This window comes from Bradyrhizobium sp. HKCCYLRH3099 (assembly GCF_051167855.1).
In the GTDB taxonomy this organism is placed as follows: domain Bacteria; phylum Pseudomonadota; class Alphaproteobacteria; order Rhizobiales; family Xanthobacteraceae; genus Bradyrhizobium.
In genome coordinates, this window is sequence record NZ_JBNPTW010000024.1 from 45,619 (window position 1) to 59,847 (window position 14,229).

The 14,229-nt window shown below is 66.0% G+C and carries 10 protein-coding genes; 5 read left to right on the forward strand and 5 right to left on the reverse strand.

Going from position 1 to position 14,229, the window contains the following annotated elements:
- Positions 1 to 8: 8 nt before the first annotated feature.
- Positions 9 to 1,988: a M3 family oligoendopeptidase gene (locus tag ACQR1Y_RS31520; protein ID WP_434880026.1), complete on the reverse strand. Its 1,980-nt coding sequence runs from the start codon at positions 1,986 to 1,988 to the stop codon at positions 9 to 11.
- Positions 1,989 to 2,108: 120 nt separating this feature from the next.
- Here ACQR1Y_RS31520 and ACQR1Y_RS31525 point away from each other — a divergent pair, with 120 nt between their 5' ends.
- The 3 genes from ACQR1Y_RS31525 (at position 2,109) to ACQR1Y_RS31535 (ending at position 7,997) form a co-directional block, all read left to right on the forward strand.
- Positions 2,109 to 3,605: a sigma-54-dependent transcriptional regulator gene (locus ACQR1Y_RS31525; protein ID WP_434861191.1), complete on the forward strand. Its 1,497-nt coding sequence runs from the start codon at positions 2,109 to 2,111 to the stop codon at positions 3,603 to 3,605.
- A gap of 384 nt (positions 3,606 to 3,989) precedes the next feature.
- The gene (locus ACQR1Y_RS31530; RefSeq protein ID WP_434880032.1) at positions 3,990 to 6,077 is read left to right on the forward strand and encodes a L,D-transpeptidase family protein; all 2,088 of its coding nucleotides are present in this window, start codon (positions 3,990 to 3,992) and stop codon (positions 6,075 to 6,077) included.
- A gap of 282 nt (positions 6,078 to 6,359) precedes the next feature.
- Positions 6,360 to 7,997 carry a DUF882 domain-containing protein gene (locus ACQR1Y_RS31535; RefSeq protein WP_434880027.1) on the forward strand — a complete coding sequence of 546 codons (1,638 nt, stop codon included), beginning with the start codon at positions 6,360 to 6,362 and terminating at the stop codon, positions 7,995 to 7,997.
- Positions 7,998 to 8,116: 119 nt separating this feature from the next.
- Here ACQR1Y_RS31535 and ACQR1Y_RS31540 read toward each other — a convergent pair whose 3' ends face one another.
- On the reverse strand, positions 8,117 to 8,392 hold the full coding sequence (locus ACQR1Y_RS31540) for a DUF2312 domain-containing protein (protein ID WP_434861193.1): 276 nt from the start codon (positions 8,390 to 8,392) through the stop codon (positions 8,117 to 8,119).
- A 241-nt stretch (positions 8,393 to 8,633) separates the two neighbouring features.
- Positions 8,634 to 8,936 (reverse strand): DUF1244 domain-containing protein, encoded by a 303-nt coding sequence (locus tag ACQR1Y_RS31545; protein WP_434880028.1) that lies wholly within the window; start codon positions 8,934 to 8,936, stop codon positions 8,634 to 8,636.
- A 189-nt stretch (positions 8,937 to 9,125) separates the two neighbouring features.
- Between ACQR1Y_RS31545 and ACQR1Y_RS31550 the strand changes: the two genes are divergently transcribed.
- Positions 9,126 to 9,722, forward strand: a complete 597-nt coding sequence (locus ACQR1Y_RS31550) for a DUF1036 domain-containing protein (RefSeq protein WP_434861195.1) — start codon at positions 9,126 to 9,128, stop codon at positions 9,720 to 9,722.
- The gene (pyk, locus tag ACQR1Y_RS31555; RefSeq protein WP_434880029.1) at positions 9,719 to 11,155 is read left to right on the forward strand and encodes a pyruvate kinase; all 1,437 of its coding nucleotides are present in this window, start codon (positions 9,719 to 9,721) and stop codon (positions 11,153 to 11,155) included. The genes ACQR1Y_RS31550 and pyk overlap by 4 nt, the downstream gene beginning before the upstream one ends.
- A 3-nt stretch (positions 11,156 to 11,158) precedes the next feature.
- Here the strand turns inward: pyk and ACQR1Y_RS31560 are convergent, their stop codons facing one another.
- Together ACQR1Y_RS31560 and ACQR1Y_RS31565 are read right to left on the reverse strand one after the other, a co-directional pair.
- The gene (locus tag ACQR1Y_RS31560) at positions 11,159 to 12,775 is read right to left on the reverse strand and encodes a glycosyltransferase family 87 protein (RefSeq protein WP_434880033.1); all 1,617 of its coding nucleotides are present in this window, start codon (positions 12,773 to 12,775) and stop codon (positions 11,159 to 11,161) included.
- Between the two features lie 663 nt (positions 12,776 to 13,438).
- On the reverse strand, positions 13,439 to 14,113 hold the full coding sequence (locus ACQR1Y_RS31565; protein ID WP_434856186.1) for a helix-turn-helix domain-containing protein: 675 nt from the start codon (positions 14,111 to 14,113) through the stop codon (positions 13,439 to 13,441).
- Positions 14,114 to 14,229: the final 116 nt, after the last annotated feature.

Genomic DNA, 14,229 nt, shown 5'->3' on the forward strand with positions numbered 1-14,229 from the left:
TTACGCTCCTACCCCATCGCCTCCAGCTCGTCGATCATGCCGGCGATGACCGACAGGCCGCCGTCCCAGAATTTGGGATCCTTGGCGTCGAGGCCGAACGGCTTGAGCAGCTCGGAATAATGCTTGGTGCCGCCGGCTGCGAGCATCGCGAGATAGCGCTCGGCGAAACCGTCGGCGGCGTGCTCGTAGACGGCATAGAGCGAGTTCACGAGGCAGTCGCCGAACGCATAGGCGTAGACGTAGAACGGCGAATGGATGAAGTGCGGGATGTACATCCAGAAGTTCTCGTAGCCCGGCTTGATCTCGATCGCCTCGCCGAGGCTCTCGGTCTGCACCGACAGCCAGAGCTGGCCGAGCCGCTCGGCGGTCAACTCGCCGTTCTTGCGCTCGGTATGCACCGCGCGCTCGAAGGAATAGAACGCGATCTGCCGCACCACGGTGTTGATCATGTCCTCGACCTTGCCGGCGAGCAGCGCCTGGCGCTGCCTGGCGTCTTTCGTCTCCGACAGCAGCCGCTTGAAGGTCAGCATCTCGCCGAACACGCTCGCGGTCTCGGCGAGCGTCAGCGGCGTCGGCGCCATCAGCGCGCCGTTCTTGGCGGCGAGCACCTGGTGCACGCCATGGCCGAGCTCGTGCGCGAGCGTCATCACGTCGCGCGGCTTGCCCTGGTAGTTCATCAGCACATAGGGATGCGCCGACGGCGTGGTCGGATGCGAGAACGCGCCCGGCGCCTTGCCAGGACGCACCGGTGCGTCGATCCAGCTCTGATCGAAGAAGCGCTGCGCGATGTCGGCCATCTCCGGCGAGAAGCCGCGATAGGCCGTCAGCACCATGTTCTTGGCTTCCGGCCAGGCGATCGTGGCATTGGCGGCGAAGGGCAGCGGCGCGTTGCGATCCCAATGCGCGAGCTTCTTCTTTTTGAACCAGCGCGCCTTGAGCTTGTAATAACGATGCGACAGCTTCGGGTAGGCCGCGCGGACCGAGGCCACCAGTGCGTCGACGACCTCGCGCTCGACGCGGTTGTTGAGATGGCGTGAGTCGGCGACATCCTGGAAGCCGCGCCAGCGGTCGGAGATGTCCTTGTCCTTGGCGAGCGTGTTGGTGATCAGCGCGAAAGTGCGCTCATTGGCCTTGAAGGTCTTGGCCAGCGCTTCGGCGGCCGCCTTGCGCTTGGCACCGTCACGATCCTGCAGGAAGTTCAAGGTCGGCTCGATCGCGAGCTCCTTGCCCCCGACCTGGAAGCGCAGACCTGCGATGGTTTGGTCGAACAGCCGGTTCCAGGCCGAATAGCCGGTCTGCGACTTCTCGTGGAACAGCTGCTCGACACGGTCTTCGAGCTGATACGGCTTGTCCTTGCGCAGATCCTCGATCCACGGCCGGTAATGGCCGAGCGCAGGCGTCTCCATCGCGCGTGCGATCACGGCGTCATCGATGCGGTTGAGTTCGAGCGCGAAGAACAGCAGATGAGTCGACGCAGCCGTCAGCCGCTCCGAGATGTCGCCGTAAAATTTGGAAATCGCCGGATCGACGCTGTCGCCGGCGTGCGCGAGACCCGCGAACGAGCCGAGCCGCCCGGCGAGATCGTCGATCGCCTCGTAACGCCGCACCGCTTCTGCGAGCCATTCGCCGCCATCTTCGCGCGCGACATGCTCGGCGATCTTGCCCTTGTAGTCGGTCTCAAACGCGACGCATTCGGCATCCATCTTCGCGAGATCGTGAGCGATCTCCGGCGCGTCGATGCCCATATAGAGATCGCCGAGATTCCATTCGGGCAGCGCCCCGATTCCCTTCTTGGCCGCGACCGTCTTCTTCGCCGGCTTGGCAGACGATTTGGCCGCAGCGCCACGCAAGGATTTGGCGGCGGCGGGCTTCGAGGTTTTGGCAGCAGGCTTCTTGGCCGGCTTGTTAGCCAGTTTGGCCTTGACGGCTTTGGAGGGAGGAGCAGCTTTGGTCGGCTTGCGAAGAGCGGAAGAGGCGCGCGAGGTCATCGGATGGGTAACCTGTTGTTCGAACGTTTATCCCGATCAGCGAGGTTTAAGGTTGCGTTAATCGGCGTCGGCGAGAGTGCCCCGATTCGAGACAGATAGTCGTAGCGTGCAAGGAAAGCCATGGCTGCCAGCATTTTGATTGCCGATGATGATCCGGTCCAGCGCCGGCTGGTGGAGAACATGGTTCAAAAATGCGGCTACGAGGCGGTCGTCGTCGAGACCGGCGACGCCGTCATCGAGAAGCTGACCAATCCCGATGCCGGCCCCATCGACGCCATCGTGCTCGACCTGGTGATGCCCGGCCTCGACGGCATGGGGGTGCTCTCGAAAATGCGCGAGGCGGGCATCTCGATTCCGGTGATCGTGCAGACCGCGCATGGCGGCATCGACAACGTCGTCTCGGCCATGCGCGCGGGCGCACAGGATTTCGTCGTCAAGCCGGTCGGCATCGAGCGGCTGCAGGTGTCGCTGCGCAATGCGCTCAACACCTCGGCGCTGAAGGGCGAATTGCAGCGCATCCGGCATAGCCGCGAGGGACGGCTGACATTCGCCGACATCATCACCCGCGCCGAGGCGATGGCGCCGATCCTGCGCATCGCCGAGAAGGCCGCGGCCTCGTCCATTCCCGTGCTGATCGAGGGCGAATCGGGCGTCGGCAAGGAGCTGTTCGCCCGCGCCATCCACGGCACCAGCGAGCGCAAGACCAAACCGTTCGTCGCGGTCAATTGCGGCGCGATCCCGGACAACCTCGTCGAGTCGATCCTGTTCGGCCACGAGAAGGGCGCATTCACCGGCGCGACCGAGCGTCACACCGGCAAGTTCGTCGAGGCCCATGGCGGCACGCTGTTCCTGGACGAGGTCTCGGAACTGCCGCTCACCGCGCAGGTGAAGCTCCTGCGCGCGCTGCAGGAGGGCGCCGTCGAGGCGGTCGGCGGCCGCAAGCCGGTCAAGGTCGACGTCCGCATCATTTCGGCGACCAACCGCCGCCTGCTCGACCGGGTGAAGGAAGGCCATTTCCGCGAGGACCTGTTCTACCGGCTGCACGTGCTGCCGCTGACGATTCCGCCCTTGCGCGCGCGCCGCGAGGACATTCCGCATCTGCTGCGGCACTTTCTGGCGCGTTTCGCCGCCGAGGAGAATCGCCCGGTTTCGGGCATCAGCGGCGACGCGGTCGCCTACCTGACCAAGCTCGATTGGCCCGGCAACATCCGCCAGCTCGAAAATGCGGTCTATCGCGCTGTCGTCATGAGCGAGACCGACCTGCTCGGCGTCGCCGACTTCCCGTTGATTCCGACACATGCGCCGCCGGTCGAGCCGGCCCCCGCGCTGACCGTCGAGCGCGCGCTCCCAGCCGGGCTGCCCGCGATGGTGCCGGCGAGCGAAGTGCCCATCGCCCCCCTGCCCTCACATGGTCTTCTTCCCATGCTTACCGCCAGCGGCGAGGTTCGTCCGCTCGAGGAGATGGAGCACGAGATCATCCGCTTTGCCATCGCCCATTACCGCGGCCAGATGTCGGAGGTCGCGCGCCGTCTCAAAATCGGACGCTCGACCTTGTACCGTAAGCTCGACGAGGCCAATGCCGAGACACCTGCGACAGAGAGTCCGCCGCTCGGCTGAACGACCATTCTGGTGCTCCGCTGCGGTCCGAAAAACGCCGCATCGGCGGGGCAAGACGGGAACATCTGAACCGTTGCCTTGCGGTGACAGACAAAGGAAAAAGCGCATGGCACAAACGCACGATCGGTTTGGCCGGGGTTTCCCAAGAGTCAGTTTGTCGTGAGTTGTCCCGTGTGGCGCTGGCCGCAGAAGTGGGGCGTGAGTATCGTTTGGGCGTGAATCGTGGCGTGCAGGCGTGATCCATTCTCAGCGACGATGCTCGAGCCGGAACAGACGGGCAGAGATCGACCTTGTTACCGACCCTGTCTCTGACGGGACAGATCATCCGAGGGATTGACGATGCGAGATTGTGTGACCACCCGTGGCGGATATGACCGCGTGCTGATGGCTGTCGCGGCAACCTTCCTCGCGGTGTCCGCGACCTCGGCTCTCGCTCAGGGCGATACGCCTCGCGCCAATGCGGCCGAGCTGGCGATCGATGCGGCGGTTCCGCTTCCCGAGCCGGCGAATGTGCCGCCGCCCACGGCTGCCGACTTCAAGGCTGATACGACCGCAACCGTTTCGCCCAGCCAGACCAAACCCGCCGACGCGCCTGTGACGAAGCCCGTCGATTCGGCCGCGGCGCCGGCCACCGAGCCCACCAGGACGATGGCCTCTCCGCCGACGGCGGCCCCCGCGACGGCCACGGCGCCTGCGCCGGCAGTTACGTCGGAACCGGTCAAGGCGGCCAGCAGCGTTCCCGCCGCCGACCAGCCCGTCGCCGACCGCCTGCGCGACCTGGTGGCCACCAAGGGCACGAAGTATTTCGACCGGAAAGTCGAACGGGCCGCGGTGGAGAAGTTCTATACCGCCCGCGACTATGCGCCGATCTGGACCCAGAGCGGCAATCTGACGTCCGCCGCCAAGGGCGTGATCGCCCGGCTGAAGGATGCGGCGTCCGACGGCCTCAACCCCGCCGACTATCCCGTGCCGGATTTCGCCGCCGCCGGGTCCGCGCCGGACGCGCTGGCTGAAGCCGACCTGCGGCTCACCGAGAGCATGATGGACTATGCGCGGCAGGCGCAGAGCGGCCGCATGCACTGGTCGCAGGTCTCGGCCGACATTCAATATCCCGAGCACCCGATCGACCCCAACGAGGTGCTGGCCAATGTCACCTCCGCCAAGGATGCCTCCGCGGCGCTGGACAGCTACAACCCGCCGCACAAGCTCTACAAGCTGCTGAAGGCCAAGCTCGCCGAGCTGCGCGGCGGCCATGACGGCGCGCCTGTCATCATCGAGGACGGCGAGCCGCTGAAGTACACCCCGGCCCGCGGCAAGAACGCGCCGGAGGCCGAGGCCCAGATGTCCGATCCGCGCGTGCCGAAGCTGCGCGCCAAGCTCGGCCTGACCGAGAACGCCGACGACATCCGTTATGACGCCAAGGTCGCCGCCGCCGTCCGCAAGTTCCAGGAAAGCGTCGACCTCAAGCCGACCGGCGTGCTCGACGACCGCACCGTCAAGGCGCTCAACACGCCGAAGCGCGACAAGCAGATCGACACCATCCTGGTGAACATGGAGCGCTGGCGCTGGCTGCCGCGCGAGCTCGGCGCGCCCGCAATCGGCAATGCCTATGTCATCCTGAACATCCCCGACTACACGCTGAAGGTGATGCAGAACGGCGCGCAGGTGTGGACCACCCGCGTCGTGACCGGCAAGCCGGGCCAGCACGCCACGCCGCTGCTCAGCGAGACGATGAAGTTCATCACGGTCAACCCGACCTGGAACGTGCCGCCGTCGATCATCTACAACGAGTATCTGCCGGCCTTGCAGCAGGACCCGACCGTGCTCGATCGCATGGGCCTGAAGCTCGAGCGCGCTCGCGACGGCTCGATCCACATCTCGCAGCCACCCGGCGAGGCCAACGCGCTCGGCCGCATCCGCTTCAACTTCCCGAACAAGTTCCTGGTCTATCAGCACGACACGCCGGACAAGAACCTGTTCGCCCGTGACGAGCGCGCCTTCAGCCATGGCTGCATGCGCGTGCAGTATCCGGATCAGTACGCCTCGGTGCTGCTCAACATCACCATGCCTGGCGAGCGCTACACGCCCGAGCGGATCCGCGGCATGTACGGCCGCAGCGAGATCGACCTGAAATTCCCGACGCCGATCCCGGTCAATATCACCTACCAGACCGCCTTTGTGGACGATGCCGGCAAGCTGCAGTTCCGCAAGGACATCTATGGCCGTGACGCGGCGATGATCGCGATCCTGAAGAACGGCCGTGGCAAGGATCTCGAGAACGTCGTTGCCCACGCCCAGCCGAGCTATGCCCGGCCGCGCGGCCCGCTGCCCAGCAACGTCAACGTCAGCGACAACAGCTTCTCGTCGGGCTCGTCCGGTCCGAACTTCTTCGAGCGGCTGTTCGGCGGCGGCAGCCAGCCGACGCCGCCGGCCCCGGTCGGACGCCCTGCCCGTCGCGTCTTCACGCGGTGATCCCGGCGCTCGAAGCGAGCTGAATTCGGTTTTCAGATCAAAGACCTCGCCGGTGGAGACGCCACCGGCGAGGTTTTTTGCTTTTGGTTAACCACAATGATCAACCACGATTCGATGGCTCTTTTTCGCCACACTCAAGAGTATATGTTAAGGGTAATTGGGGGGCGGGTCGGTGAGTATCCCTTAACCATCCCGCCTTAGGTAAGCGTTTCCTCTCTCTTCCGCCGGACGGGCCGCAAGAGGGTATCTGAGTAAACGCTCGTCGACGGGGTGGGCTGCATCTTGCTGTCTGTTTTCGCGCGCCAATCTGTTTCGCTCACCCGGGCGAGCTGGAAGGCTGGATGCCAATACGGGCTGGCGGCTCTGCTGCTGCTGGTGGGCGCCGGATCCGTGCATGACGCGGCCGCGCTCAATGAAACCAAGACGCTCTCCTTCCACCACACCCATTCCGGCGAAGACCTGACGATCACCTTCAAGCGCGAAGGCCGTTACGACGAAGACGCGCTGAAGAAGCTCAACCACTTCCTGCGCGACTGGCGCACCCAGGACGAGACGGTCATGGACCGCCGCCTGTTCGACATCCTCTGGGAAGTCTATCGCGACGTCGACGCCAAGCAGCCGATCCAGATCATCTCGTCGTATCGCTCGCCCGCCACCAATTCGATGCTGCGCCGTCGCTCGGCGCATTCCGGGGTGGCCCGTCACAGCCAGCACATGCTCGGCCACGCGATGGATTTCTACATTCCCGGCGTGCCGCTGGAGCAGATCCGCTTCGCTGGCCTGCGCCTGCAGCGCGGCGGCGTCGGCTTCTACCCGACCTCCGGCTCACCCTTCGTCCATCTGGACACCGGCAATATCCGTCACTGGCCGCGCATGACCGCCGACCAGCTCGCCCGCGTCTTCCCGGACGGCAAGACCGTCCATGTCCCGAGCAATGGCGTGCCGCTGAAGGGCTATGAGCTCGCCAAGGCCGAGATCGAGAAGCGCGGCAACGGTGACTCGGCGTCCTCGGGCGGCTCCAACCTGTTCGCGCGGCTGTTCCGTGGCCGCCCCGCGGAGGATGACGAAGAGTCCGGTGAGAGCGAGAGCAAGTCCGACGCCAAGCCGGTCCAGACCGCCGCGCTCTCTGCCAAGGCAACAGACAAGTCGGCCGACAAGGACGGCCGCAACGCCGAGAAGTCGGCGGACGGCAAGGCTGCCACCACCCGCGGCAAGATCGCCAACGCCCTGCAGCTCGCCTCGGCCGACGCGCAATCGGCTGCCCAGCCGGTCGCCGCCAAGGTCGAGCAGAAGCCGGAGACCACCAGCGCGATCAATCCCGCGCCGCGCGAGGGCGGCCCGCAGAGCGTGGCCGACATCATCAATTCGCGCGGCTTCTGGGGTGACAATCCGAGCCAGCCGAAGCAGGCGACGCCCGAGCAGGTCGCCGCCATCACGGCGCGGCGCGCGCTGTCGGCGATCGACCGGCCGGAGAATGCGAGCCTGATGCAGGCGATGGCCTTTGCGCCCGCGCCGGCCGAGCGTGGCAATGGCACGGCGACGACGGCGATCCCGGTGAAGAACTCGCGCCCGGCGACCCGCAGCGTTGCGCCTGCCCCTGAGACCGCTGCCAAGGGCGGTTCGAGCCAGGACGGCCTGGTCACGGTGGCGACGCGCATGTCGGCCGCGAAGGGCCCCGATTCGACCTGGATGCGGGCGATCATGCTGACGCCCAGCGCATCGTCGTCGATGTCGGTGACCAAGATGGGCGACGCCGATCTCACGGTGATGCGCAGCTACTTCCTCAAGCCGCAGACCACGCTGGCGATGAGCTTCACCGCCGACCCGACGCCCGGACTGAGCTATGACCAGTTCACGGGACCTGCGATCATCAAGCTCGAAACCAAATCCTTCACGATGAAGGCTGCGGCGCTGCGCTGAAGCCGCAGGCACCGCTGCCCCATGCGAAAGCGTGGCCTGGCCCGGCGGTTCTTTCAAGACATCATCCCAAAAACAAATGCCCCCGTGAGGGGGCATCGTCCGAGCCGATAGGAGGACGCTCAGAGCATGCCGAGCGCCTGCATGTAGGTCTCGAGGATGCTCTCCTCTTCCTGGCGCTCGTTCGGATCCTGCTTGCGCAGCCGGATGATCGTGCGCAGCGCCTTGACGTCGAAGCCGTTGCCCTTGCTCTCGGCGTAGACGTCCTTGATGTCCTCGGAGATCGCCTTCTTCTCCTCCTCCAGCCGCTCGATGCGCTCGATGATCGACTTGAGCTGGTCTACGGCAAAGCGGGTCGCGGGCGAGTCGTCGTCCTTCGCGGCAGCGGAGGTGGCCATCTGATACTCCTGAGTGGAACTCGGTGTCCGGGTTCGGTGAGAGCGCCCGTCAAACCCGAGCGCGCGTGTTGGGCGCGACCCTCAAATCTGGCGTGCCCTGCGTCAAGGCAACATCGGCCTCATCCACAGCGCGCTCACATGTTGTTGGGCTCGATACGCCGGAAGACCCCCACATCGGCCACGTCGCTTGCGTTTTTCGGCGCGCGCGCACAGCCGCCGATTCGCGGGCAAGCCGGCAGGCTCAATGTCCGGGATGCACCTTCTTCATGGTCTCGATCTGCTCGGCGCTGGCCTCGCGCTGGTACTTCGTCTTCCACTCCTCGTAGGGCATGCCATAGACGGCCTCGCGGCTCTCATCCTTGGTCATCGGCGCCCCCTTGGCGTCGGCGGCATCCTTGAGCCAGTTCGACAGGCAGTTGCGGCAGAAACCGGCCAGATTCATCAGATCGATGTTCTGAACGTCGGTTCTGGTCCTCAAATGCTCGACCAGCCGGCGGAAGGCGGCGGCTTCGAGCTCGGTCCGGGTGGTGCTGTCCATGGTCATCCTCTGTTCCCTGTTCCGCGCTGTGACGGATGTCTGCTATATAATGCGGCTTCGTCGCGGGTTTGGCCATATCGCAGCACCGTCGGGAGGACGAGGCGCGCGATCGCAGCGTGTCTTCACCATCCATCGCCGCGGACGGTCGCAGCCAAGTCACGCGACATCAATCAATGTTGGATATAGCCTCGCGCAATGATCCCCAAAACCTTCCCTCTCCTGCATCGCATTCCCCGCCGTCCCGGTCTCGGACTGCTTTCGCTGCTTGGTTTGGCCGCGCTCTGTCTGTCATCCAGCCCGGCGGCGGCCGACTTCCGGCTGTGCAACAACACCTCGAGCCGGGTCGGGATCGCGCTCGGCTACAAGGACGCGGAAGGCTGGACCACCGAGGGCTGGTGGAACGTGTCGTCACGCAGCTGCGAGACCCTGCTCAAGGGCACCCTGGTGGCGCGCTATTATTACATCTACGCGCTCGATTATGACCGTGGCGGTGAATGGTCCGGTCAGGCCTTCATGTGCTCGCGCGACAAGGAATTCACCATCAAGGGCACCGACAACTGCCTCGCCCGCGGCTTCGACCGCACCGGCTTCTTCGAGGTCGACACCGGCGACCAGCGCGCCTGGACGGTGCAGCTGACCGAGGCCAATGAGCAGCCGGCGCAGCAGCGCGTGCCCGGCATTCCCGGGACGCTAGGGCCTGGCGGCAACATGCCGGGCCTGCCCAACGGACCCCAAGGAGCGCCGCCCGCGGCGGTACCGGCGCTGCCGCCGGGGCAAGCGCCGAAGCCATGAGGCGACTGCGCCGCATCAAGATCCTCGCCACGCTCGGCCCGGCCTCTTCGGACAGCGCGATGATCCGCAAGCTGTTCGAGGCCGGGGCCGACATTTTCCGCATCAACATGAGCCACACCCCGCACGACAAGCTGCGGGAGATGGTGGCGACGATCCGCGCCGTCGAGTCCAGCTACGGCCGTCCGATCGGCATCCTGGTCGACCTGCAGGGACCGAAGCTCAGGCTCGGCACCTTCGCCGGAGGCCCCGTTCAGTTGAACAACGGCCAGAGCTTCGTGCTCGATTCCGACAAGACGCCGGGCGATGCGACGCGGGTGTATCTGCCGCACCCGGAGATTCTCGCCGCCCTGCAGCCCGGCCACGCGCTGCTGCTGGACGACGGCAAGGTCCGCCTGATCGCCGAGGAGACCACCCCCACCCGGGCCGTCACACGCGTCGTCATCGGCGGCAAGATGTCGGACCGCAAGGGCGTCAGCCTGCCGGACACCGACCTGCCGGTCTCGGCGATGACGCCGAAGGACCGCGCCGACCTCGATGCCGCCTTGAACACCGGCGTCGACTGGATCGCGCTGTCCTTCGTGCAGCGCGCCGACGACGTGCTGGAGGCCAAGAAGATCATCCGCGGCCGCGCCGCCGTGATGTCTAAGATCGAGAAGCCGCAGGCGATCGAGCGGCTGAACGACATCGTCGACGTCTCGGATGCCCTAATGGTGGCGCGCGGCGATCTCGGCGTCGAGCTGCCGCTCGAGCGCGTCCCCGGCCTGCAGAAGCAGATGACGCGGATGGCGCGCCGTGCCGGCAAGCCTGTGGTGGTTGCGACGCAGATGCTGGAATCGATGATCCAGTCGCCGGTGCCGACCCGCGCCGAGGTCTCCGACGTCGCCACCGCGGTGTATGAGGGCGCCGACGCGATCATGCTGTCGGCCGAATCCGCGGCCGGCAAATTTCCGGTCGAGGCGGTGTCGACCATGAACCGCATCGGCGAGGAGGTCGAACGCGATGCCGTCTATCGCTCGGTGATCGCGGCCCAGCGTCCCGAGCCGGAATCGACCGCCGGCGACGCGATCGCGGAAGCCGCGCGTCGGATCGCCGAAAATCTCGACCTTCCCGCGATCATCTGCTGGACCTCGTCCGGATCGACCGCCGTGCGCGTCGCCCGCGAGCGGGCCAAGCCGCCGGTGGTCGCGATCACGCCGAACTTGGCCACAGGACGCCGGCTCTCGGTGGTGTGGGGCGTGCATTGCGTGGTGGCCGAGGACGCACGCGACCAGGATGACATGGTCGAGCGCGCCGGCTCGATCGCCTTCCGCGACGGCTTCGTGCGCGCCGGCCAGCGCGTCATCGTCGTCGCCGGCGTTCCGCTCGGCACGCCCGGCACCACCAACATGGTGCGCATCGCCTATGTCGGGCCGTCGAGCGACGCCCAGATCTGACGATCAGTTGGCGCCGTGATCCGGCTTGAGGCCCGCGGTCGACGCCGCGGGTCCCGCGGCCGAGATCACCGGACAGGCCATGATGTCGGTACCATCTGCAGCTTGAATGCGTTCGCAGGTTCTTGAAGCGTCGAGCTTGAGATCGTAGTCGCCGAGCACATCGAGCCGCGGCGGATTATCGGCTGGGCTGTCCGCATAATACAGCGCCCATATGCCGCCCGGGAGCGGCGCGGCGAGGCCATCGCGGACACGGCGGTCGAGGATTCCCCCCGGGACAATCGGCACCACCAGTTCGGACAACTGATAGACGCGCGAGCCTCGGGGCACGAACGAGGTGACGTAGCCGAGCGGCTTCTGCAGCAGCAGGAACGTCGCCGGCTGTTGCAGCGGCTCGGCCAGTTGCGGCCGATAGGGATCCGACCACGGCCGCCGCATCCAGTCGGTCGGCTGCGAGGCCATTGCGATCGCGAGCGCGGTCGCGATCGTCACGGCCTGCATCATGCGCGGCGATGGGAATGCAACCGTTCGCCCGCGCCACGCCTCGACGAGCCGAATGAGCAGCAGCACGATCAGCGGCGCCGCCAGCAATTCAAGCGGCATCAGATAGCGCTGGATCGAGAAGGCCAGCATCCACAGGACATAGCTGACCCAGAAGAAGATGATCAGGCGCCGCTCGCGCAGCGCCAGCACCTCGCGCTTCTGCAAGACGCCGGTCGCGACCAGCGCGATCAGCAGCACGATGACAATCGCGAAGCGCGGATCGCGGAACGACCATTCCGACGACGGATGGATGCCGACCACCCAGTAGAACGGGTAGGCCAGCGCATCGAGCAGCCCCTGCGGCATGAAGCGCGTGTCGACGATCGAGGCCAGCGGCGCTTCCGGCGAGCGAAAGATCGTATTGTAAAACGGAAACAGCGGACTGCCGAAATCGCGCGCCATCTTCCATGCCCAAGGCCCTGCGGTCACGATCACGCCGGCCGCGCTGGCCGCGCCGAACGTGACGACAGCGCGCAGCGGCCGCGCCACCAGCAGCAGCGAGACGCCGGCGCCGATCAGGAACGTCGCATTGGTGAGCTTCAATCCGGTGGCCGCGCCGATGAGAAGGCCCGCGAGGAGAAGATGGCGTGCGCGCACCTCATTGTCGTCGCGCTCGAACATCAGCGCGAGCGCGGCGAGGATCGGGATCGTCGTGACGATATCCGCAAAGCTCGTGCCGACCTCGGACAGCGCCATCGGACTGAGCGCTGCGATGAGCAGTGCCGCACCGAGCGTGACCGCATCGGCGCTCCGCTGCAGCAAAACCCGTGTGACCCAATACACCGCAGCGAGATTGAGCCCGTGCAGCGCGCCGAGCGCGATGCCCCACCACGGCGCAGGCAATGAATGCCTGACGACGTAGGGCAACAGATAGATCAGCGGATTGAGGAAGCTCTGGAAACCACCGGGCGCGACGTCGACATCGAAGCGGCCGTTGACCAGCGAGAAGCCGGCATAGTCGTGATAGTTCTGCCAGTCCCAGTTGATGTCTTCGCCAATGAAGTAGGCATAGAGGGCGCCGGCCACTACCGATCCGGCGATGACCAGCGACGTCGCCAGAGGCTTGCGTGCGATCGGCATCGGCTGAGGAAGCACCCGGATTGAGGCAAGGCGCGCTGCTGCGCGCGCCGTCCTTACCATCGCCGGAGCGGGTGAATCCTTGCTTAAACGCGGGCGCGCATCGATGCCTTCGCACACCGACGAGAGCTTGTTGCAATTGAGTGGAAACGCATCATGCTCTCAGCCCTACCTTCCCGGCGAGGACGACAGCAGGCGCCGCGATCTCAGTCTCACCCTCCCCTAGAGGGCAGGGCAATCGCATGTGGCGATCGCCGTTTTGTGCTCGTCTCTCTCCACGTCGTCATGACCGGGCTTGTCCCGGCCATCCACGTCGGCCGGCATGCTGAGAACGACGTGGATGCCCGGGACAAGCCCGGGCATGACGGAGTAACTAACTTGCAGGATCGTTCGTCGCGACAGCCTGGAATTTCCACATGCGATAGCCCTGCCCTAGAGGGGAAGGATCGATCGCACGCGAAGCGGGCGAGCGGGGTGGGGTGAAGCCGCGGAAACCGGTGCAAGCGGAGAGATCACCCCACCCCGGCTCACAGGCGCGTCGCGCCTATGATCCGACCCTCCCCCTCCAGGGGAGGGTGGCAGCGCGTCATATCTCAAAGTCGCGCGCTGCGGCATCGGACACGCGCGAAGCTGCCTTGATGCGATTCCGCGGAATCACATCATATTCTACGCCCCGACCAGGCTCCTGACCGGCAGCACGGCCTGGACGACGAGGCCGCGGGCGCGCGCGTCCATGACGCCGACCGCGCGCAGCGCCAGCAGGGTCACCGCCTGGACGGTGTCGCGAAGCTTGGCGGCATCGTCGAGAGTGTCGGGAGCCAGCGGCCCCACCAGCGCCTCGTGCAGCGCGCCGAGCAGAGCCGTGGCGGCGAGCTGGGTGTCCTGCGCCGGGAGATGACCGGCGCGAACCGCGGCATCGATCCGGGAGGCGATCTCGCCGACGATCTCGCGACGGCTCGCGATCCGCGAGGCGCTGACATCGACGTCGACCGGCTCGGCCAGGATGCCCCAGGCGAGCTTGCGCTGGGACAGGACGTGGACGGCGACGGTCGAGACAGCGGCAGCCAGTGCCGAAGACGGCCCCGGCGCGGCATCGGCGGCGCGACGGACGGCGGCGAGCTCGTCGCGCGACACTTCGGCGATCAGCTCCGAGATCAGGTCGGCCTTGGAGGGAAAGTAGCGGTAGACGGTGCCGGCTGCGACATTGGCCCGGACCGCCACGGGGGCGATCTGCACGGCCGACATGCCGCCTTCGGCTGCGGCTTCGCGCGCGGCGGCCAGAATCGCGCTGCGGCGGGCCGCCAGCCGTTTCACGACTTGATGGGTTCGCCGATAGACCATGACGTTTCCAGTCCCCGGACGCGCTCGTCCAGGTCTCCCGGCGAACGCTGGTTCAGTGTTTTTGGAGGAAAGTCCTCGCAAACGCTCGGAAGAACTGAACACCTGTTCAGATAAGA

Coding starts and splice junctions, on each gene's coding strand:
- pyk (WP_434880029.1), top strand. CDS start 9,719: ATGAGGCGACTGCGCCGCATCAAGATCCTCGCCACGCTCGGCCCGGCC.
- ACQR1Y_RS31550 (WP_434861195.1), top strand. CDS start 9,126: ATGATCCCCAAAACCTTCCCTCTCCTGCATCGCATTCCCCGCCGTCCC.
- ACQR1Y_RS31540 (WP_434861193.1), bottom strand. CDS start 8,392: ATGGCCACCTCCGCTGCCGCGAAGGACGACGACTCGCCCGCGACCCGC.
- ACQR1Y_RS31565 (WP_434856186.1), bottom strand. CDS start 14,113: ATGGTCTATCGGCGAACCCATCAAGTCGTGAAACGGCTGGCGGCCCGC.
- ACQR1Y_RS31525 (WP_434861191.1), top strand. CDS start 2,109: ATGGCTGCCAGCATTTTGATTGCCGATGATGATCCGGTCCAGCGCCGG.
- ACQR1Y_RS31530 (WP_434880032.1), top strand. CDS start 3,990: ATGGCTGTCGCGGCAACCTTCCTCGCGGTGTCCGCGACCTCGGCTCTC.
- ACQR1Y_RS31545 (WP_434880028.1), bottom strand. CDS start 8,936: ATGACCATGGACAGCACCACCCGGACCGAGCTCGAAGCCGCCGCCTTC.
- ACQR1Y_RS31560 (WP_434880033.1), bottom strand. CDS start 12,775: ATGCCGATCGCACGCAAGCCTCTGGCGACGTCGCTGGTCATCGCCGGA.
- ACQR1Y_RS31520 (WP_434880026.1), bottom strand. CDS start 1,988: ATGACCTCGCGCGCCTCTTCCGCTCTTCGCAAGCCGACCAAAGCTGCT.